General features: G+C 39.0%; 14 protein-coding genes. 10 read left to right on the forward strand and 4 right to left on the reverse strand.

Annotated elements, in window-relative coordinates; all coding sequences use genetic code 11:
* Positions 1–184: 184 nt before the first annotated feature.
* Entirely contained in the window at positions 185–2,284 is a 2,100-nt protein-coding gene (tkt, locus tag GAVG_RS03185; RefSeq protein WP_009994069.1) for a transketolase, read from the reverse strand.
* A 261-nt stretch (positions 2,285–2,545) separates the two neighbouring features.
* Between tkt and hrcA the strand changes: the two genes are divergently transcribed.
* From hrcA to fmt, 3 genes are all read left to right on the forward strand, one after another.
* Positions 2,546–3,562: a heat-inducible transcriptional repressor HrcA gene (hrcA, locus tag GAVG_RS03190; protein ID WP_020759703.1), complete on the forward strand. Its 1,017-nt coding sequence runs from the start codon at positions 2,546–2,548 to the stop codon at positions 3,560–3,562.
* 59 nt (positions 3,563–3,621) lie between these two features.
* Entirely contained in the window at positions 3,622–4,785 is a 1,164-nt protein-coding gene (locus GAVG_RS03195; protein ID WP_009994070.1) for a DnaJ C-terminal domain-containing protein, read from the forward strand.
* A 115-nt stretch (positions 4,786–4,900) separates the two neighbouring features.
* On the forward strand, positions 4,901–5,881 hold the full coding sequence (fmt, locus tag GAVG_RS03200) for a methionyl-tRNA formyltransferase (protein ID WP_009994072.1): 981 nt from the start codon (positions 4,901–4,903) through the stop codon (positions 5,879–5,881).
* A gap of 62 nt (positions 5,882–5,943) precedes the next feature.
* Here the strand turns inward: fmt and serB are convergent, their stop codons facing one another.
* Entirely contained in the window at positions 5,944–6,627 is a 684-nt protein-coding gene (gene serB / locus GAVG_RS03205; RefSeq protein WP_004117887.1) for a phosphoserine phosphatase SerB, read from the reverse strand.
* 267 nt (positions 6,628–6,894) lie between these two features.
* Here serB and GAVG_RS03210 point away from each other — a divergent pair, with 267 nt between their 5' ends.
* The 3 genes from GAVG_RS03210 (at position 6,895) to GAVG_RS03220 (ending at position 10,017) form a co-directional block, all read left to right on the forward strand.
* A complete protein-coding gene (locus GAVG_RS03210) occupies positions 6,895–7,737 on the forward strand; it encodes an inositol monophosphatase family protein (RefSeq protein ID WP_004111680.1) in 843 nt (280 codons plus the stop codon).
* A 180-nt stretch (positions 7,738–7,917) separates the two neighbouring features.
* The gene (gene ppgK / locus GAVG_RS03215; RefSeq protein ID WP_004111678.1) at positions 7,918–8,688 is read left to right on the forward strand and encodes a polyphosphate--glucose phosphotransferase; all 771 of its coding nucleotides are present in this window, start codon (positions 7,918–7,920) and stop codon (positions 8,686–8,688) included.
* Between the two features lie 114 nt (positions 8,689–8,802).
* The gene (locus GAVG_RS03220) at positions 8,803–10,017 is read left to right on the forward strand and encodes a pyridoxal phosphate-dependent aminotransferase (protein WP_009994076.1); all 1,215 of its coding nucleotides are present in this window, start codon (positions 8,803–8,805) and stop codon (positions 10,015–10,017) included.
* A gap of 10 nt (positions 10,018–10,027) precedes the next feature.
* On the opposite strand, the gene GAVG_RS03225 is transcribed toward GAVG_RS03220, so the two are convergent.
* Together GAVG_RS03225 and GAVG_RS03230 are read right to left on the reverse strand one after the other, a co-directional pair.
* Positions 10,028–12,247, reverse strand: a complete 2,220-nt coding sequence (locus GAVG_RS03225; RefSeq protein WP_013399592.1) for a beta-carotene 15,15'-monooxygenase — start codon at positions 12,245–12,247, stop codon at positions 10,028–10,030.
* Positions 12,248–12,261: 14 nt separating this feature from the next.
* Positions 12,262–13,863 (reverse strand): ABC-F family ATP-binding cassette domain-containing protein, encoded by a 1,602-nt coding sequence (locus tag GAVG_RS03230; protein WP_004111673.1) that lies wholly within the window; start codon positions 13,861–13,863, stop codon positions 12,262–12,264.
* 260 nt (positions 13,864–14,123) lie between these two features.
* Here GAVG_RS03230 and uvrA point away from each other — a divergent pair, with 260 nt between their 5' ends.
* The 4 genes from uvrA to GAVG_RS03250 all read left to right on the forward strand — a co-directional run bounded on the left by uvrA (position 14,124) and on the right by GAVG_RS03250 (position 21,530).
* Positions 14,124–17,147, forward strand: a complete 3,024-nt coding sequence (gene uvrA / locus GAVG_RS03235) for an excinuclease ABC subunit UvrA (RefSeq protein WP_009993971.1) — start codon at positions 14,124–14,126, stop codon at positions 17,145–17,147.
* A 43-nt stretch (positions 17,148–17,190) separates the two neighbouring features.
* Entirely contained in the window at positions 17,191–19,422 is a 2,232-nt protein-coding gene (uvrC, locus tag GAVG_RS03240) for an excinuclease ABC subunit UvrC (protein ID WP_009993970.1), read from the forward strand.
* An 88-nt stretch (positions 19,423–19,510) separates the two neighbouring features.
* Positions 19,511–20,641 (forward strand): GuaB3 family IMP dehydrogenase-related protein, encoded by a 1,131-nt coding sequence (locus GAVG_RS03245; protein WP_004111665.1) that lies wholly within the window; start codon positions 19,511–19,513, stop codon positions 20,639–20,641.
* 307 nt (positions 20,642–20,948) lie between these two features.
* Positions 20,949–21,530, forward strand: coding sequence for a hypothetical protein (locus GAVG_RS03250; protein ID WP_009993969.1), 582 nt, complete (start codon positions 20,949–20,951; stop codon positions 21,528–21,530).
* The last annotated feature ends 63 nt before the right edge of the window (positions 21,531–21,593 follow it).

A 21,593-nucleotide genomic window follows, 5' to 3' on the forward strand; every position in this document is an offset into this window, starting at 1 on the left:
GTTGGAACACGTTGGTAGTGTTGGCGTTTTACAGGAAACAGCGGTTGATGCTAAACCAACTGTAGCTTAACATCAACACGCCTTTGCTGTTTCCAGTGAAGTTGCTAAATTAGCACTTCGAGTTTTGTGATGAATCAATTTTATTTTGACACATCAAGTTTTTTTATTTTGCTTAATTTCTATCTTAAGCGCGTGCTTCTTCGATAGAAGCCTTAGCAGCTTCTACTACGTGCTCAGCAGTAATGCCCAAATCGATCATGTTCTGACCGCCGTCACCCTGCAAGCCGTACTGTTCGATAGAAACAGCCTTGCCGCAATCGCCAAGATACTTGTACCAAGGCAATGCCAAACCAGCTTCGATGGAAACGCGAGCCTTGACGGACTTTGGAAGGATTGCTTCCTTGTACTCTTCGTCTTGCTCTTCGAACCACTCGAGAGATGGCATAGAAAGAACGCGAGCCTTAATGCCTTCTGCTGCCAAAGTCTTGGCGCCAGCAACAGCCCACTGAACTTCAGAACCAGTAGCCATGATGATTACGTCTGGAGTGCCTTCGCAGTCAACCAACACATAACCGCCGTGCTTTACGCCTTCGCGAGCCTTCTCAGCAGTTTCTGCGAGGGTTGGTACGCCTTGACGTGTCAAAATCATAGCGGTTGGGTAGTTGTTCTTCTTCTCGAAGAAGTAGCGGTAAGCTTCAGCAGTCTCATACTCATCTGCAGGGCGTACAACCTCAAGCTGAGGAATAGCGCGGAAAGCAGCCAAGTGCTCGATTGGCTGGTGAGTTGGACCATCTTCGCCCAAGGCTACGGAGTCGTGAGTCCAAACGTAGAGGTTTGGAATCTCCATCAAAGCAGCCAAGCGAACTGCTGGGCGCTCGTAGTCAGAGAACTGGAAGAATGTGCCGTTGAATGGGCGAGTGTCAGAACCAAGCAAAATACCGTTGGTAATAGCACCCATTGCGAACTCGCGCACACCGAAGTGAAGCTGGCGGCCGTACTCGGAAACATTTGGCCAAGTACGAGTTGCATCCTCGGATGTACCGAAGGAGTCAGCGCCCTTAATGTTGGTGTTGTTGGAGCCGCCCAAATCAGCGGAGCCGCCCCAAAGTTCTGGCATAACAGCAGCAATTGCGTTAAGAACTGCGCCAGAAGCCTTACGGGTAGCCACCTTGGAACCGACTTCGAAACCAGCAACCAAGTCGTCGATAGTCTTGTCGAAGCCTTCAGGAAGCTTGCCAGCCTTAAGGCGCTCGTATAGAGCAGCCTTATCTGGGTTTTGAGCAGCCCACTTTGCAAGAGCTTCATCCCAAGCCTTGTGAGCAGCCAAACCGCGTTCAGCAACCTTACGAGCATGAGCCAAAGCTTCTTCGTCGATTGGGAACGAAACTTCTGGGTCGAAACCGCAAAGTTCCTTCAAACCCTTAACAGCTTCTTCACCAAGCTTAGAGCCGTGAGAAGCTTCATTGTTGGTCTTGCCTGGGGTTGGCCAAGCAATCAAAGTATTAACCTTAATGAAGTGAGGCTTATCGGTAACTTCCTGAGCCTTTTCAATAGCTGCAGCCAAAGCCTGAACGTCTTCCTTGTAGGAGCCGTCTGGCTGAATGAAGCTAACTTCGTCGGTGTACCAACCGTATGCACGGTAACGAGCAAGAATATCCTCGGAGAAGGTGAGCTTAGTGTCGCCTTCGATCTGAATGTGGTTTGCATCGAAGATTACAGTCAAATTACCAAGCTTTTGGTTTCCAGCCAAGGAAGCAGCCTCGGAAGAAACACCTTCCTCAACGTCGCCTTCGCCGCAGATAACCCAAACCTTGTGATCGAATGGGGAAGTGCCAGCTGGAGCTTCTGGATCAAGAAGACCACGCTCAAAACGCTGACCATAAGCGAAACCAACAGCAGAAGCAAGACCCTGTCCAAGAGGACCAGTGGTCATTTCAATGCCTGGAGTTAAGCCATATTCTGGGTGACCTGGAGTACGCGTGTCTGCGCCGCCACGGAAATACTTGAGATCATCAAGAGTCAAGCCGTATCCAGAGAAGAACAGCTGCACATATTGCGTAAGCGAAGCGTGGCCGCCAGAAAGAATAAAACGATCGCGACCGGCCCACTTTGGGTCAGCTGGATCGTGCTTAATGAAGTGCTGGTACAAGGTGTACGCAATCGGTGCCAATGAAACAGGGGAGCCAGGATGTCCGTGTCCTGCTCGCTCAACAGCATCAGCCGAGAGAACCTTCGCCATCTTTACGGCGCGCTCGTCTAATGCAGACCAGTTGAATTCGGTCATGTGATCTACTTTCCTTCCAATAATTCGGGTTTTTTGCGCACAGCTTACGCTGGCCATCACCCTCACATTGCCATTTAATCCTATCTTTTATATCAGACGAATTTCTAACAAAGTGTGTCAAAACTTAACAAAAGTTTATATTTATAGTTAGTTGTTAAGATAACAAAAAATAGTTAATCACATATTATTCTGGAATATATAATAGTTGACAGTAAAAGTTACATTACCTAAATAAAAGGAGGATCAATGCAATCACGTCGCATGATGATACTCCGTGCGGTTGTTGAAGATTATATTCGTTCACACGAGCCTGTTGGATCAGCGTCTTTGGCTAAAAATCACAAATTAGGTGTTAGCTCTGCAACAATTCGCAACGATATGTCAATACTAGAAGAAGAAGGTTATTTAATTCAGCCACACACATCTGCTGGTCGAATTCCTACGGAAAAAGGATACAGATATTTCGTTGATGGATTGGCGGCGCTAATACCACTTTCTAATGCACAAAGAAGAGGAATACGCAGTTTTTTAAGTGGATCTGTAAGTTTGCAAGACACACTTCAACGTTCAGCTCGTCTTCTTGCAAGTATCACTGGGCAGGTTGCTCTTGTTGCGTCACCTGCATTATCTAGATCAAAAGTAAAAAGAATTGAGATTGTTCAAGTATCGTCATCAACTCTTCTTGTCGTAGTAATTACAGACGCTGGAGGGGTAGCGCAACATATGATTCAGGCTTCTAATGTGAATTCAGATGATTTGTTGCATTTAACAAATATGATTAATGAAGATTGCATTGGATTGTCACTTTTGAATGCATCTAAAAAAGTGTGTGCATTGTCGGAACGTAAAGATTTAGTTTCTTCGTTACAAATAATTAAACAATTGTCTAATGCTATTGAAGATATGTACGATGGCGATCGAGCACACGAATTATACATGGCTGGAACCTCCCAGCTTGCTCATAGACAGAATATTGGTGATTTTGCTGCTCTTTTTGATGCTTTAGAAGAGCAAGCTGTTATTATGCGTTTGATGACTTCGCTAAGTGAGGAGGCAAGTGATTGTGCAAGTGGAGTCAGTGTTGCAATAGGTTCGGAAACTCACACGCCTGGTCTTTTGAATGCTTCTGTTGTGACGAGTGCTTACGGATATAATTCCGATCCTGATTCCGCATTCATTGGTTCAATCGGACCTACGCATATGGATTATGCTGCAACAATGACTGCGGTTAAAGCAGTGGCTAAGTATCTTAATGCGTTTATATCCGAAAATTCATAAAAATATAACTGGCTGTGCCTTATGCAAGAATTATTTTATTAAGGTAAAAGGGGAGTTAAGTGACTGACTATTACAAGATTTTAGGTGTTGATTCTAACGCTAGCGATGATGAGATTCGAAAAGCATATAGAAAATTAAGTCGAAAGTACCATCCAGATATCGCAGGTCCTGAGTTTGAAGACAAATTCAAGGAAGTTAATGCTGCATACGACGTTTTGTCTAATCCAGAAAAACGCAAAATGGTAGATATGGGTGTTGACCCAAACAATCTATCGGCATCGGGTGCTGGAGCTGGCGCTGGCGCTGGCGGATATGCCAATATGAATATGGATATGGGAGATATTTTAAATCAGTTCTTCTCTGGATCCTTTGGAACAAGTACGGGTTCTCCTATTCCTCGCGTGAATCGTGGTGAAGATTCACTCACAGAAGTTAAAGTTGATCTTAAAACAGTAGTATTTGGTGGAAATGCTAAGGTTCATGTGGTGACTTTTGGCTTGTGTCAAGATTGTGCTGGAAAAGGCTCTGCAGATAAATCAGACCCTATAACTTGCCCGCAATGCAAGGGCGCTGGTTTTGTACAAAGGGTTACTCGAACAATGTTTGGTCAAATGATGTCTTCGGAGCCTTGTAGAGAATGCGAAGGTCACGGAACAATCATTAAGAATGTTTGCCCAAATTGTCATGGACATGGTCGAATTCGTACATCAAGAGAAATTGGGATTACTATTCCTGCTGGTATAAAAGATAATTCTCGATTGCGACTTGCCTCGCAAGGAGCAGTAGGGGAATGTGGCGGTCCTGCTGGCGACTTGTATGTTGATGTACATATTCGAGAAGATAAACAGTTTGCTAGGAATCTAAACGATTTACATTGTTGGATTGACATTCCAATGACTTGGGCTGTTTTGGGACATAAAGTTGATATAGATACTTTTGACGGCAAAAAGAGCGTGGAAATCCCTTCTGGCTCTCAAAGTGAAAATACTATTTCTGTACCTAATTTGGGTGTAACGGTTCTAGGCTCTAAAGAACGCGGAAATCTTGTTGTTCACATTCTTGTTAATATTCCAACAAAGCTGAGCGATGAAGAGCGTAAACTTATTGAAGAGTTTGAAAAATTGCATGATGGAAAAGATGATGTTATTGTTCAACGCGCTATCCCAGATTCAACTACAAATCACAAAGGGTTCTTTAGCAAGTTAAAGGATGCTTTCTGCTAATTCGCTAATTCTTAGTATTTTCATGACTATTCTCGTTACTGTTCGATTGTTGAGAGTATATGATTTTTGAAGATGTTAAGAATAATGAAGATATTTTTCTTAAGGGGGTTTACGTATGGTGCTACCTATTTTATTTGCTGGAACACCAGAGGTTTCTGTTGCGCCATTGCGTGCTTTAGCTCAAGATAAAGAGCATTTTGATGTTCGTGCTGTTCTTACGAGACCTGATGCTCCGACAGGCAGAGGTAGGAAAATTGTTCCTAGCGCTGTTAAAAAAGCTGCGATTGAACTTGGGATTCCTGTTCTAGAGGTTAATCCTAGTGATGAAGAGGAGTGCATAAGAGCTTTAAAGGCAACTGGCGCTAAACTTGCTGCCGTGGTTGCTTATGGAAAGATTCTTAGACAATCTGTTTTGGACGCTCTTCCTCTAGGATGGTACAACTTGCATTTCTCGCTTCTTCCACAGTGGCGAGGGGCAGCTCCTGTTCAGCGTGCGATTTGGGCTGGAGATGATATTACCGGTGCCACTGTTTTTAAGATTACGCGTGGAATGGATGAAGGACCTATTCTTGCACAAATGACTACCGAGATTGGTGCTCATGAAACAGCTGGCGACTTGCTTATGAGACTAAGCAATGATGGTGCAGATCTTCTTTGCTCTGCTCTTGTTGGGATGGAATCTGGTCAAATTATTCCTGTTGAGCAAGATCCTACACCTTGCCAAATCGCGCAAAAAATCACTGTTGAGGATGCTCATATTCGTTTTGATATTCCAGCATTTGCAATCGATAGGCAGATTCGTGCTTGCACGCCAAATCCTGGAGCTTGGTGTAATCTGCATGTTGATTGTGGCGATTTGCAAATCATTAGTTTGCATGTTCTTTCTTGTGCATTGGCAAAAGATGAGGATATTTCAATACATAATCTAAGCGAACTTAAGCCTGGGCAGATTTTTGCAGGTAAGCGAAATGTCTGGGTTGGTTCTTCAAGTGGTGTTCTTGAGCTTTTAGAAGTTAAAGCGCAAGGTAAAAAGGCTATGAAGGCTGCAGATTGGGCAAGAGGAGCGCATTTAAGTCAAGAGTCCTATTTGGATTGAAGCGATAAGTGTAATCTTGAAAAACGCAAAGTAAAATTTGTATAAATTCTAGTTAGTTAAGTTTAGTTTAGTAAATCTAAAACTAGGCTTAGGTCACGCGTATCTATGCTTGCTTTAGCTTGACTTTTTAATAACTGCTTTGCGCAAAATGCGACGCCTAATCCTGCTGTTTTAATCATATCGATATCGTTAGCACCGTCTCCAATAGCAACGCTTTGAGCAATATCAATATTGTTCTTGCGCACCCAATTAATCAATGCTTTTGCTTTATATTGGCGATTTACTATAGGCTCAATAACTTTCCCACTTAGCTTAGAATCTACTACTTCTAGATTGTTTGCTACCCAAAAATCTATGTTTAGATTTGGCAGAAAATCATCTAAAACATTATTGAATCCTCCAGAAACTGCTCCTATTTTCCATCCAAAGGAATGTAATGTGTCTATAAGTTTTTTGGCTCCACTGGTTACGTGGATACTTTCAATAGCTTTTTTAAAACAAGTGCATTCGAGTCCTTTTAACATTGAAACCCTTAGCTTTAAAGATGTGTCAAAGTCAATTTCTCCTTTCATTGCTTTAGAAGTTATATATGCTAAATTTGACCCGACCCCAGCAATATCTCCTAGTAAGTCAATCACTTCTTCTTCAATAAGAGTGGCGTCAACATCTAAAACAAGAAGTCCTGGTTTTTTCAATGAAGGAACATTAATTAATTTTTGGTTTTTTAACTCTAGTATTTTAGTCATGTTATAATCTTTTGAAAGAGATGTTAGGTTATGAATTAATTTTAAGGCTGGTTTAAGAAATTTAAGGATTTGTTTTTCTATGCGTTTTGCATTGTAAAACTTTTCTATAAAACTTATATCAAATGTGAAAGTTTATTGATTTTATTGGAATATTGCGTGTGGAAGTTTGGTTTAATTTAATTAGTTGAGTAGAATAGTTGCAGATTTTATGAGAACAAGATTAAAGAATTTGAAAACAATTGTATTAGACAGAGGGGTGAGAAGAATATGGCAGGTATGAATTTAAGGGATGTAGCTCTTGAAGTTGCTAGAATATTAGAAGATGTTGGTAAACATGCATATCAGGATCAGCTTAATCCTAGAGATATGGCAAGTATGATGGTTCTAGGTGATCCTAATCAATCCGATTCAGCTTTTGGAGATAAGCTAGTACGTTTTATTGAAAATCGTCTTACTTATATAAATACTTTCCAAGGATTCTGGAGAAATAGACCAGATGATTGCAAAACAGGTGATCGTTTTTGGTGTGTAGGCAATATTGACGGTGCTATTAACTTTAACCGCGATATGGCTGAATGGACTTTAACTGTTTCGCTTTTCGAGTTTAATGATCAAGGCTCTGCTAGACCTGTTCTTGGTGTTGTTCATGCCCCAGCTTTAGGGCTTACATATTTGGCTGCTAAGGGTCAGGGTGCTATTCGTATTCGTAAAACTCCTAATGGGGAGAAGCGAGAGAAAATCACGCCTTCTACAACATCAACATTGCATGGCTCTGTTGTTTGCTATGGAATGTCTTATATTCCAGGTGAATCTAAAAGAGCTTTAGACGTTGTTTCTTCGCTTGAGGAAGAATGCCCAGCAGATATTAAGCGTATTGGTCCTGCTTCGCTTGACTTGTGCAAAGTAGCAGATGGTACTTACGACGCATATTTTGAGCCACATCTTCATAGGTGGGATATTCCAGGTGTTTCAGCTGGTGCCGTTGTTGTTAAAGAAGCACAGGGGCATGTTCGACAATGGAATGGTGACTCAATTCATTGGAGACGTGAAAATGACGTTATTGCTTCAAATGGTTTAATAAACAAGGAGCTTCAAAACTATTTGCGATAAATTAGAGTTAAAAATCTTAGCAATTGTTTGCATGATTTTTAATATTAAAGCTTTAATTTTGAGAAAAACATTTATGCAATCGTTATCATTAAATAGACAATATATAAGCGTGTCGCTTTAGCAATATTGTAGAATGAACATGATATCCCATTGTCCGACATTCAGAGGGGAGTGTTAACGATGATTGACACTGCACAAGCATTTGGCGTAGATATTGGTGGCTCTGGTATTAAGGCTGCACCAGTTAATTTGGAAAAAGGCGAGTTTGCAGAACCGCGATATAAGATTCTCACTCCAGCGGTTTCCACACCTCAAGCTGTTGCAGATATTGTTCGTCAGCAACTTGAGCATTTTGATGTTCCTGCAGATGTTCCTGTTGGAATCGCTTTTCCAGCTCCTATTAAGCCTGGAAAGAAGCTTGAGTTTATGGCGAATCTCGATCAATCTTGGATTGGTGTGGATGTTACAGAAGTGTTCAGCGAAGCTTGCGGTCGTCCTGTTACTGTAGTGAATGATGCTGATGCTGCTGGTCTTGCTGAGCAACACTTTGGTGCTGCAAAAGATAAAGATGGCTTGGTTATCGCTACTACGCTAGGCACTGGAATTGGCACAGCATTGATTTATAACGGTACTCTTATTCCTAATACAGAGCTCGGTCATATTCAGCTTGAAAAGGGTAAGGGAGATGCGGAAAAGTATGCTGCTTCTTCTGTTCGCGAAAAGTTAGACATGGGTTATAAAAAGTGGGCTAAGCGTCTTACTAAGTATTATGGTTTGATGGAAAAGTACTTTAACCCAGACTTGTTCGTTGTTGGAGGCGGTGTTAGCCGTGTTAGCGAGAAGTTCTTGCCTCATATCGATATTAAGACGCCTATTGTAGTTGCGTCTTTGCATAATGAAGCCGGCATTATCGGTGCAGCTTATTATGCAATGCAGCAAAGAAACAATTAAGGATTTTTGATATTTTATTTGCGCTGGATGCTTTTGCGTTCAGCGCATTTTTTTGTATTTGCATATTTTTGTATTTTTATATATTTGGTTTATACAATGCGCTAGTGTAGTCGAGTGCGATTTTCTTCTAGAGTTGATGTTAGTGAGCCAAATCCAATTATTCTGACTCAACGTGTTGCTATATCTAAAGGTATTAAACTTACAAAACTTAATGATTCAAATCCAACAGTACATGGTCTTTCTCCAGAGTGCTTAAATGCAAAATATACTGCGGATCCTAGAGGACCTGTCGAAGTTAGGCGCATTCTTGCTAACTTTATAAATCATAGAGATAATCGCGTAGATCAAAATATTGTAAATAAGAAGGGTAGTTCAGCTAAGGTTCTTAATCCAGATAATCTATACGTATTATCATCAACTTCTCAAGCATACGAATGGTTAATGATGCTAATGTGTGATTGCGGTGATTCTGTTTTAGCTCCGACTCCTGGATATCCTCTTATAGAATCGATTGCAAGACTACAAGGCGTAAAATCTATACCTTATCCGCTTGTTTATGATGGCTCTTGGACTATTGATATTCCTAGGGTTAAAGAACTTTTAGAGAATACGGATAATCGTATTCGTGCACTTGTTTTAATAAATCCAAATAATCCAACAGGATCTTATATAAAGCCTCAAGAAAGAGACGCATTATTGCAACTATGCAATAAAAATAATGTGGCAATTATAGCTGATGAAGTTTTTTATGATTATTGTCTAGAACCTTTTGATGGAAACTGTAGGTTAGCAGGTGAAGAATCTACGCTAGTTTTTGCTTTAGATGGATTCTCAAAGATGCTTGCAGCTCCGCATGCAAAAGTTGGATGGATTGAGGTTTCGGGACCTAGTCAAGACGTGCAGGATGCTATGAAACGCCTTGATGTTATTGCTGATGATTTTCTTCCAATTGGTGCAACTGTATCAGAAAGAATTCCGGAATTATTGCAATGTGCTAAAGAACAAACCGATCTTGTTCAAAACAGAGTTAGGTCTAATCTTAAAACACTTAGAAAAATGCTTGCAAACTACCCAAATTGTTGCGTTAGTGCATTGCGTGCAGAAGGCGGATGGAATATTCTTATCCGTGTTCCATCGTGTTTAGATGATGATGATTTAGCTCTAAGACTTATGCAAGATTATCATCTTGTATCTCAGCCTGGCTATTACTTCGATATGCCAAATAATGGATATTTGGCATTATCTTTGTTGCCAGAAGAAAAACAATTTGTGTATGGTGTTAAAGCGTTGCTAGATACTGTTCATACAATGCTGGAAGAATTAAATTAATGAAAACAAATTAGATTAATGTGAACCAGCATCTCACAGTATGCCACATTTGAGGATTAAAACGTAGTATTGAGTCTTCTCTGCCTGGTACGAACCAGCTTAGAAAAGCTATTGCTATGGAGAAAAATAGAAGACCAAAAATAACGAATCGCAGTAAATAGCATAATGTTTTAGTTTTCCAAGTGTCACATACTGTAATATCAGCATATTTTTGTAGCAAAGAATTAATACCTATTATTGCGCTTAAAGCGAAAAGCCATGCAAAATCCGCAATATATCGCCATCCTATCCCAGCTTTTAAGCTGTCAAAAACAATAACGATTATGCCAGAAATTACAGATATTATAGCTAATCTTGTAGCGATTTTACTCATGTTTCTAGCCATTGTGAAAACGCATATAATTCCTAGTAATGCGAGTGGAGATAATGTAAACATTCCACCAATCATTGGCTCTGCATATTGCCATTTTTCAAAAGCAATAGGTTGAATTGCTATCCAAGGGAAAGTTGATATAAAACGTATTGGCAGAGCTATATAACTTAGGATAGAAGGAATGATGTTCTGCGAAGGAAGACGCATTGTAGTCATATCTGTAATCGTAATCTGATATTCATTGCCAAAATTAAAAGGGGACCCAAATCTTAAAGCATTATATAATCCGATTGGTATTGCAACTATTATAAATGGAATAATTATGCAAAGAATTAGTTTTAATAAGTTTTTAAGATTTTCTATAGATTTTTTGTCACTGATAATAATATTTTTAATATATGAGTAAAAATGAGTATAAAATAGCGGAATTGCGAATAGAAAAGCGATTATAAAAGTTGGTCTACAACCAAGATTAAAAGCAATAAACAATGATCCTGCTGCAATATGCTTAAACGATATTATTGATGATGGTTTTAATTGTTCCACTATTTTGTGCGTTTTTGTAGTTTCTTCATCTTTAATAGATCCGAGATAAAACCATAATCCAAGTGAAGTGAAGAATAATGATGCGGCCATTGGAACTGAATAAAAGGATGTTCTAAACCACAAGTAAACGGTGTTTGAAGTAATAAAGAATAAGGTTAAACAAATTGATACACAGGCAAGAGTTGCCTGAGGATTAACGCGTTTAATTAGACGAATAACCAATAGTGAGCCAAAAATTAAAAATCCAATTAAGCATATGAAAGTGGCTATTGTTGTAGGGAGCATGGCTCCACCAGGAATCCACAAATTGGATATAATCTTATACGGGATAAAGAATAAAACAACTGGTATTACACCAAAATACGAATACCAATGACCCTTATAATACGCATGATCCCAATAAATATTGTGTACACAATCAGAAAGAAGATTATTTCTTGCAATTGGGTCATACGGATTAGGTAATTTTTGCATTTGCGGTGGAACAGGTAAATCAAGATGAGTCTTACCTTTAAGTAGAGCGTCTGCTGTACGTGCGTATTGATCAAAATCGTAAGTGTAGTTTCCAGCAACATCAAAATGCATTGGAATACCGTTAAAAACATTCCAAAATATTGCAAAAATAGCAATCAAAAGGAAAGGCGTCCAGAATAAAGTGAGTAAAAGCCTTTGATTAATACTCTTTGTATTAAGTTTGATTTTCCATAATTTAGACCACGGATTCCATAATGCAATAAAAATTGAAATTATTATAAGAAGAAAAACGCGACCCCAATTCCAGCTAAAAGGTGCTCTAACATTTGCTTTAGCATCCTCAACGTCTACAACATCTCCTTTAGGATGTTGTATCCATAATCTAAGAGTGCTTTTAACTCCAATTGCTTGATCTGGAACTGGAAGCATAGCAAAACTAATGGCTCTAGGATTGGTGCTCAACGGCTTTCCAGCGATTTTATTAACATCAATTCGTACATGCACATCCGTTTTAACAGGATTTTTGCCAATTTTTTTCGGAGTAATTAGTGAAGGCTTAAGCTGAATATACGGTGAAGATCCGTCGGAATTAACTTCTAAATAAGATTCCGAAGGATCAGTAATTAAAAGTCCTCCAGAAGAAAGTCTTTCAATACCTGGACCAGTTGCATTGTGTGCAAACATGCTATCTGTGCTGCCAGTAACACTATTCCAAAATGGAATATTTCCAACAGTGCATTCAAACAATGCTATTAACAGCAAGATTGCTAAAGGCGCGCGAAGAACATGGAAAATGTGTTGTAGCGTAAAATTAGCAAGTCTAGCTGTTGGTCTCATAGCAATCCTAAATCCTATTCTTCCGCAACCAAATCAAGATAATCATCACTCCACAAATCTTCGTCACCGTCTGGCATAAGAAGGACTCGTTCAGGGTTTAACGCAAGAACTGCTCCTTCATCGTGAGTAACCAATACAATAGCGCCTTCGTATTTTGCAATGGCTTTAAGAATTTCATCTCTAGAAGCTGGATCTAAATTGTTAGTAGGCTCATCGAGCAAAAGCACGTTTGCTTTTGAAGTTACAAGAGTTGCCAAGGCTAGACGAGTTTTTTCGCCTCCCGAAAGCACTTTAGCTGGCTTCATTGCGTCATCTCCAGAAAATAGGAAGCTTCCTAGCATAGATCTTGCTTGAGTGTCATTTAAATCTGGAGCAACATGCTGAAGATTTTCTAATACTGTCGCATCTAAATCCAAAGTGTCGTGTTCCTGAGCAAAATAGCCAATCTTGCAGCCATGCCCATAGTTTACGCTGCCAGTATCTGCACTTTCTTCTCCAGCTAGAATACGTAAAGTGGTTGTTTTACCAGCACCGTTATATCCAAGAATAACAACTCTTGAACCTTTATCTATAGCCAAATTTATGCCAGCAAATACAATATTGGATCCATAAGCTTTTGAAATATCTTCAGCCATAATAGGTGTTCGTCCGCAAGGAGCAGGTTCTGGAAAACGAATATCTGCTACTTTCTCGCGACTTTGTGCTTCGCTTGTTTCACTTAACAGACGTTCAGCCCTACGCATCATGTTTTGAGCTGCTACTGCTTTTGTTGCTTTTGCATGTAAACGAATACCTTGTTTCATAAGGCGTTCAGCTTTTTTTTCAGCCACTTCTCGTTCTCTGCGCCTGCGTTCTTCGTCTACAACGCGTTGATGTAAGTATGCTTTCCAACCCATTGAATACATGTCTATTTGAGCCAATTGTGCATCTAAATGCCAGACTTTATTTACAACCTCATCTAGCAATTCTGTTGAATGGGATATTACTAAGAATCCACCAGAGAATTTTTTCAAATAGTTTCTCAGCCAAATTATAGAATCTGCATCTAAATGGTTAGTAGGCTCATCTAAAATCAGCGTGTCTGCATCGGAGAAAAGTATTCGTGCAAGTTCAATTCGTCTACGTTGACCGCCAGATAGTGTTCCAAGAGCTTGCTTCATAATTTCTTGTGGAAGCCCAAGGCTGTTTGCCATCGATATTGCTTCCGATTGAACAGCATATCCACCAGCTTTTTCAAAGTCTTCAATGGCTTTGTCGTAGCGATTCATGGCTTTCGTCATAATATCTGGATCTGGATTCGTCATCTCTTTTTCTGCTTTTCGTATACGAGATACAATTGACGAAATGTCGCGAGCGCTCATGATTCTATCTAACGCGCTTTGTTCTGGGTCTGCTGCATGAGTATCTTGTGGTAGATACCCCAATCCACCACTTACTCGTACAGTTCCGCCAGCAGGGAGCATTTCTCCTGTTATTACTCGTGTAAGAGTTGTTTTTCCAGCTCCATTCCTTCCAACTAAGCCGATTTTGTCGCCTTTTGTAACGTGAAAATCTGTTGGGTTTAATAGCGTGCGCGCACCAATTTGTATAGTAAGTCCTTGTGCGTCAATGGCCATTTGCACCCACTCCTTAAAATAATGCTTTAATCTGAATATCTTCAAAATGTGTTAGCCAAACTCACGATTATACAGTTAGGCTTGCATAGTTTTTACTAAAGGATTTTATTCTTTATTTTTCTATGTATTTCGACAACACGCAGAAAATTATCTACTTCGAACAAGTGTTCTATAATTAATCGTATTGTATAATTAATGCTCAATCAAGAATGGGTTTGGTGCAAAGTCTTGATTCTTAAAATAGCTCTTAGGGAGGCAGAATGCAAAGCAAATCAGATTCTTCGCAAAACATGCAATTACCTTTATCCCAAGATGCAATTTTAGATAACAAAAACCGTGAATGTATTAAAAAAGCTGACATCTTGCAATCTATGCTCGATTCTGCTCATCCTGTAAAAAACAATGACAATTTAGTATATGATTTGTCTTCTGTTCCTTCAGATTTAAAGATAACCATACAAGGAGCTAGAGAACACAATTTAAAAAATGTTAGTTTACAATTGCCTAGAAATCGTATGATTGTTTTTACTGGATTGTCAGGATCTGGTAAATCTTCTCTTGCTTTCGATACTCTTTTTGCAGAAGGTCAAAGGCGTTATGTGGAATCCTTAAGCGCGTATGCCAGGCAATTCCTTGGAAGAATGGATAAACCAGATGTAGATTTTATTGAGGGATTAAGCCCAGCTGTATCTATTGACCAAAAAACTACTAATCGTAACCCTCGTTCTACTGTTGGAACAATCACAGAAGTTTATGATTATTTAAGGCTTCTTTTTGCTAGAGTTGGAATTCCTCATTGCCCTAAATGTGGCGAACTTGTCAGTGCTCAAACACCACAACAAATGGCTAATTCTATACTTTCTTTACCAGAAAGAACAAGATTGCAAATATTAGCACCTGTTGTTAACGGCAGAAAAGGCGAATTCAAAGATACAATTACTCTTCTTAGATCAGACGGCTATTCGAGAGCGCTTGTAGATGGGCAAATGCGCGAGCTTTCTGAAGATATTACTTTAGAAAAACAAAAGAAACACACAATCGAAGTTGTAATAGATAGGTTAATTATAAAAGATGGCATACGTACTCGTTTGACTGATTCTATAGAAACGGCTTTAAAACTTTCTAAAGGAATTGTTATAGCTGATTTTGTAGATGAAGTTGCTGATTCTAAATGCAGACGCCGAAATTTTTCTGAGCACAGAGCTTGTCCTAACAATCACCAGCTTAATTTATCAGAAATAGAGCCTAGAACATTCTCATTCAACGCTCCTTATGGGGCGTGCCCCGATTGCTCTGGAATCGGTTACAATCTAGAGATTGACCCTGCTCTTGTTGTTCCAAATACAGAAAAATCACTTAACGAAGGCGCGATAGAACCTTGGGCACTAAATAAAGCTGCAGGGGAATACTATAGGCATGTGCTACAAGGGCTAAGTGTTGAACTTGGTTTTAGTATGGATACACCATGGTGTGAATTGTCGAAAGATACGCAAAATTCAATACTTTATGGGCATGATTTCGAAGTAAAAGTATCTTATAAAAATAGATGGGGTAGGCAGAGAGAATATTCAACAGGATTCGAAGGTGTAGTGCGCACTCTTATGCGCAAGCATGATGAAACAGACTCAGATCAAATGCGCCAATACTACGAGTCGTACATGCGAGAAGTTCCATGCTTAACATGTAACGGTAAACGATTGCGTCCAGAAGTCTTAGCAGTAACAATAAACTCATACTCAATTGCAGACATATGTGATATGCCAATAGAAAAAAGTCTTGAATGGATTAATTCTTTAAAACTAGAAGGATCAAGCAAGATAATTGCTAAAGAAATTGTAAAAGAAATCAAGGCAAGATTAGGATTCTTAAATGATGTTGGCTTAAATTATTTAACTCTTTCTAGAGCCGCAAAAACACTTTCAGGTGGAGAGGCACAAAGAATAAGATTGGCGACTCAAATTGGATCTGGACTAGTTGGAGTCATGTACGTTCTTGACGAGCCTTCAATAGGATTACATCAAAGAGACAATGAGAAACTCATATCAACATTGCACAATCTTCGCGACTTAGGTAACACTCTTATAGTTGTTGAACATGATGAAGATACAATTCGACAATCCGACTGGTTAGTAGATATTGGACCCGAAGCTGGAGAAAACGGTGGAGAAGTAGTATATTGCGGACCAGCAAATCACATAAAAGATGCAAAATGTTCAATCACAGGAGACTATATTGCAAAAAGAAAATGCATAGAAATTCCTAAAAATCGTCGAAAAATAAACAAAAATCGTTTACTAACTATTGTTGGAGCAAAAGAACACAACCTTAAAAATATAGATGTACAAATACCTTTAGGCGTATTTACTTGCATAACAGGAGTATCTGGATCTGGAAAATCTAGTCTTATAAACTCGATACTCTACCCAGTTTTAGCAGATAAGCTAAACGGCGCTCGCATTGTTCCAGGACTTCATAAACGAGTTGTTGGTATTGAAAATTGTGACAAGGTTGTTCACGTAGACCAAAACCCTATTGGCAGAACGCCAAGATCAAACCCTGCGACTTACACTGGTGTCTGGGACAAAATACGTACACTTTTTGCTCAAACACCAGAAGCAAAAGTTAGAGGTTATGGTCCTGGAAGATTCTCGTTTAACGTAAAAGGCGGAAGATGCGAAGCTTGCAGCGGAGACGGAACGCTTAAAATCGAGATGAATTTTTTGCCAGATGTATACGTACAATGTGAAGAATGTCATGGGAAAAGGTACAACAGAGATACTCTAGACGTAACGTATAACGGTAAAACTGTTTCAGACGTGCTGAATATGCCAATTTCTGAAGCTGCTGTATTCTTTAAAGCATATCCATCTATTTCAAGATATTTGGATACTCTTGTACAAGTTGGTCTTGGATATATTAAACTCGGACAAAGTGCTCCAACATTATCTGGTGGAGAATCACAAAGAGTAAAGCTTGCTACAGAGTTGCAAAAACGTTCAACTGGCAAAACTGTTTATATTCTTGATGAGCCTACAACTGGATTGCACTTTGAAGATGTTCGTAAACTTTTAAGCGTTCTTCAATCTTTGGTAGATAAAGGCAATACTGTAATAGTGATTGAACACAATCTTGATGTTGTAAAATGCGCGGATTGGATTATTGATTTAGGACCAGAGGGAGGAGACAAAGGCGGTGAAATAGTAATCACTGGTACTCCAGAAGAAGTTGCAAAATCGAAAGAAAGTTGGACGGGCAAATTCTTAAAGCCTATGCTCAAATCTTAAAGGAATATAGTTAAATAGTATTTTTATGAAAGGAGGTGAAAGAATGGAAATTATGAATAATAACATAGATATCAAAGAAGATGTTATAAGCAGTCAAGGCAAATGGAAGAAAACTCACCTATCTAATTGTGATATAAGTACTACTGAAATTTTGAACAATTCAGTTAAAAATAATTTTGGAGCATCACTTTTAGGCGACACGAGAGACTTATTTAGACCAAAAACTTCTGATATTCCAAATCAACCGGGAGTATACAAGTGGAGAGATGAGAAGGGGAAAGTAATATACGTTGGAAAAGCAAAAAGTTTAAGAAATAGGTTGTCTAATTATTTTCAACCGTTAAATCAGCTTCATCCTAGAACTCAGTCGATGGTTTTAACAGCTCGAAGCCTAGAATGGACCGTCGTAAACACTGAGCTTGAAGCTTTAACACTAGAATACACGTGGATTAAGGAGTTTAATCCACGTTTTAATGTTGTCTTTAAAGATGATAAAACATATCCATATCTTGCCGTATCTGTGAATGATGATTTTCCAAGAGTCTGGATCACAAGAAATAGAAATTCTAAATCAACTAGATACTTCGGTCCATATGCGAAAGTGTGGCAGCTAAGGCACAGCCTAGATTCTTTACTTAAGACTTTTCCTGTAAGAACGTGTAGACAATCCGTTTTTGTCAAAGCTCATAAAACTGGTAGACCTTGTCTTCTTGCAGCTATTGGAAAATGCTCTGCACCTTGCATTGCAAAAGTGGATCGTAAAACTCACAGACATAATGTTGAACAATTAGTAGGTGTACTAACTGGTTCTATAGGTGATTCTTACATTAACGATTTAACAAGAGAAATGAAAGAATCCAGCGATAATCTTGATTTTGAGAATGCTGCAAAAATAAGAGATAAAATAAACATTTTTAAAATCGTTATGCAACAAAATTCTGTCGTTTTTGACGAGAACGTTGAAGCAGATGTTTTTGGTTTTAGTGGAGATTCTCTAGAGGCATGCGTTCACGCATTCTTTGTTCGCGAAGGCTTATTGCGAGGAGAGAAAAATTGGCAGGTTGAAAGAAGCGAGGACATTAGCAATGCAGATATAATAGCGAATTTGCTTATGCGAGTTTATTCAGAATATGAATCAAATAATAATTTGCAATATGAAGACTCTTTGAAAATAGAGCAATCAAGAAATGCATTGCAGATTGACTTGGAGAATACCAAGAGTAAATATATTGACTCAGCGTATCGTGCAAAAACCACAAAAGAGCGTAAAAAAAGGCAGGAATCAACAGGAAGGGGAGATTTACTAGACCCAATTACCCCAATCCCTAGAGAAATAATCATTCCTTTTGAGATATCACAGAATCAATGTGAAAATTTGGAAAATTGGTTAAGCAAATTGCGTGGATCTAAAGTTAGCATTAAGGTTCCTGAACGTGGCGATAAACGAAATCTTATGAATCAAGCAAATGATAATGCTAAACAATCATTAATGAGACTGAAGTCCAGCAGAATCAGCAGTTTAGATGCAAGAAGTAGCGCCATGAACGAGGTGGCTGAAGCTCTTGGAATGAGCGAATCTCCTTTGCGTATTGAATGTTATGATATTTCCAATACGGTAAATGGAGAATATCAGGTTGCATCAATGGTTGTATTTGAAGATGGTATTGCTAAACCTAGCGAGTACAGAAGATTCTCCATAAAAGGGTCTGATGGCAACGGAAAACTTGATGATTTGAGCGCATTGTATGAAACTATTTCTAGGCGTTTTAAGCACACAAGTAGTGGCGATGTAGATGATGATTACGGAGAAAATCTTGAAAAATCAAAATATAAAAAATTCGCTTATACGCCTAATCTTATAGTTGTTGACGGGGGTAGAGAACAAGCTAGAGCAGCACAAAAAGCTATGATAGATTGTGGAATAAAAAACATAGTCGTATGCGGTTTGGCTAAAAAGCTTGAAGAAGTTTGGCTTCCTAATAATGAATACCCAATTATTCTTAAACGAAGCTCCCAAGGATTATATTTGCTACAGAGAGCTAGAGATGAATCGCATCGTTTTGCTATAACTTATCATAGGCAGAAACGAAGAAGAGCCATGTTAAATTCGTCACTAGACTCGATTCCTGGTATTGGAGAGTTTTACAAAAAACGTCTTCTTTCCGTATTTGGTAGTGTTAAGAAATTAAAAGATGCGAGTGTTGACGATTTACAAAAGGTTTCTGGAATCGGTCAAGCTAAAGCTAAATCTATTTACGAATCATTGCATAAGTAACACTGATATTCAATAGAATTATCTTATAAATTAGTTAAATAATTTTCGGCATGTTGATTCGTCATGATAAGACACTAGCCTTGTAAGTATGTCTCAGGAAATTGAAATAGGATTGGGCAAAAAAGCCCGAGTTGCTTACTCACTTGACGATATTGCTATACTACCTTCTCGTCGTTCTCGCGACCCGCAGGCTGTTTCTACGTCCTGGCAAGTCGATGCTTATAGTTTTGACGTACCAGTGATTGCTGCGCCAATGGATTCTGTTACTAGCCCAGATACGGCTATTGCAATGGGTCAGATGGGCGCCTTGGGTGTACTTGATTTGGAAGGTTTATGGACTCGTTACGAGGATCCAGAACCACTTCTAAAGGAAATTTCGGAGATTCCAAACGAAATTGCTACGAAGCGTATACAAGAAATTTATTCTGAACCAATTAAGCCTGAACTTATTGTTAAACGTTTGCGCACTATTCGTGATTCTGGAGTTACTGTTGCAGGTGCTCTTTCTCCTCAGCGCACTCAGGAATTCTATTCTACTGTGTTAGAAGCTGGAGTAGATCTTTTTGTTATCCGTGGAACAGCTGTTAGTGCAGAACATGTTTCTAAAGATCATGAACCACTTAATCTAAAGAAATTTATTTATGATCTTGATGTTCCAGTTATTGTGGGAGGCTGTGCTGATTACACTTCAGCTTTGCATTTAATGAGAACTGGTGCAGCTGGAATTCTCGTAGGTTTCGGTGGAGGTGCAGTTTCTGCAACTATGAATACTCTTGGTGTTCAAGCTCCTATGGCAACTGCAATCTCGGATGTTGCCGAAGCTCGTCGCGACTATATGGATGAATCTGGCGGAAGGTATGTTCAAATTATTGCAGATGGCGGAATGGGAACATCTGGCAACTTTATTAAGGCTTTGGCTATGGGAGCAGATGCAGTCATGCTTGGAACTCCTTTAGCACGAGCAACCGAGGCTCCAGGACGTGGAATGCATTGGGGAGCAGAAGCTCGCCATCCATCTTTGCCACGCGGAATGCGTACGAATGTTGGAACTGTTGCTCCGCTGGAGAATATCTTGTTTGGTCCAAGTCATATGGCAGACGGAAAAACAAATTATGTTGGTGCGTTAAGGCGCACAATGGCATCCACTGGGTATGTTGATGTTAAGAGTTTCCAGCGTTGTAGTGTTGTATTTAACCCATTCCATCAGGATGTTCGGTAATTTTTAATACTATTTGTTTACTTCCTTGTGAGCTTAAAACTAAAAATTTAAGTGCACAAGGAAGTAAAAACTATAATGTGCATAACTTAACACTAAATAATCCTTGATTTTTCAACAAAAATCGAGGATTTAATTTTATTTATGCACACTTAGAAATAATACTTTGAATTTTTGAAATAAGTTGTATGCTTTATTTAAACCTTTGCTAGACATTGGTTTTAAATTAAAAATACAAAAAATAAAATAAGGAATTTAAAAATAGAAAATGGGATAAGTAACAAATTTTTTAACGGGAAAGAGCAGGAAAATGAATAATACTCTTGGTACCATAGTCAGCGATAACTATGACGAAAATGATGCATTCTGGGAAGTTGTAAAAAACGACTTTACTGCAAATGATGATCATCCTACGTTCAAGTGGAATGATCGCAAGCCATTGCCAGTATACGAAGGTTCATTCCTAGTGGGTTCTTCGCATTTTATGGCAACATATCATGTATCATCATGCTTTAATAATTCGGCAGATGAGGAATTGTACTTAGACCTCGCTTTAAGAGCGTGCAAAGTAGCATGTATTGCTAGTGACATTTCTAGAGGAAGACCTATATCGTCACAAATGCGTAAGGCTCTTAGCGAAGAATGTATTTTTAAGCTTGAAAACATGTGGTATTTAATATCTCAATGTTTCTCAGACAAACACGATGAATATACAAGTTGGCAACTACGTTGCAAACCGACTATGCCAAGAATGATAAATGGAATGCTAATTAGTCCAACTCGTTTTGAGGCAGTTGTTTTATTTTCTATTGGAAGCTTAAATTATTGTGCGTCTTTGGCATTTAAATCTCAAAACGGGAGTTGGATATGTACATTAGTTGACTTGGGATGATTGGTAGGAAATATACTAGCCTTTAAATTCCATTGTCAATTAAATAATAGTTAAATACAAAAA

It is taken from the genome of Gardnerella vaginalis ATCC 14018 = JCM 11026, from assembly GCF_001042655.1.
Taxonomy (GTDB): Bacteria; Actinomycetota; Actinomycetes; order Actinomycetales; family Bifidobacteriaceae; genus Bifidobacterium; species Bifidobacterium vaginale.

Excerpts from the sequence above, each read along its gene's own strand:
- tkt (WP_009994069.1), bottom strand. The coding sequence starts at position 2,284 with ATGACCGAATTCAACTGGTCTGCATTAGACGAGCGCGCCGTAAAGATG.
- hrcA (WP_020759703.1), top strand. The coding sequence starts at position 2,546 with ATGATGATACTCCGTGCGGTTGTTGAAGATTATATTCGTTCACACGAG.
- fmt (WP_009994072.1), top strand. The coding sequence starts at position 4,901 with ATGGTGCTACCTATTTTATTTGCTGGAACACCAGAGGTTTCTGTTGCG.
- serB (WP_004117887.1), bottom strand. The coding sequence starts at position 6,627 with ATGACTAAAATACTAGAGTTAAAAAACCAAAAATTAATTAATGTTCCT.
- GAVG_RS03210 (WP_004111680.1), top strand. The coding sequence starts at position 6,895 with ATGGCAGGTATGAATTTAAGGGATGTAGCTCTTGAAGTTGCTAGAATA.
- ppgK (WP_004111678.1), top strand. The coding sequence starts at position 7,918 with ATGATTGACACTGCACAAGCATTTGGCGTAGATATTGGTGGCTCTGGT.
- GAVG_RS03225 (WP_013399592.1), bottom strand. The coding sequence starts at position 12,247 with ATGAGACCAACAGCTAGACTTGCTAATTTTACGCTACAACACATTTTC.
- GAVG_RS03230 (WP_004111673.1), bottom strand. The coding sequence starts at position 13,863 with ATGGCCATTGACGCACAAGGACTTACTATACAAATTGGTGCGCGCACG.
- uvrA (WP_009993971.1), top strand. The coding sequence starts at position 14,124 with ATGCAAAGCAAATCAGATTCTTCGCAAAACATGCAATTACCTTTATCC.
- uvrC (WP_009993970.1), top strand. The coding sequence starts at position 17,191 with ATGGAAATTATGAATAATAACATAGATATCAAAGAAGATGTTATAAGC.
- GAVG_RS03245 (WP_004111665.1), top strand. The coding sequence starts at position 19,511 with ATGTCTCAGGAAATTGAAATAGGATTGGGCAAAAAAGCCCGAGTTGCT.
- GAVG_RS03250 (WP_009993969.1), top strand. The coding sequence starts at position 20,949 with ATGAATAATACTCTTGGTACCATAGTCAGCGATAACTATGACGAAAAT.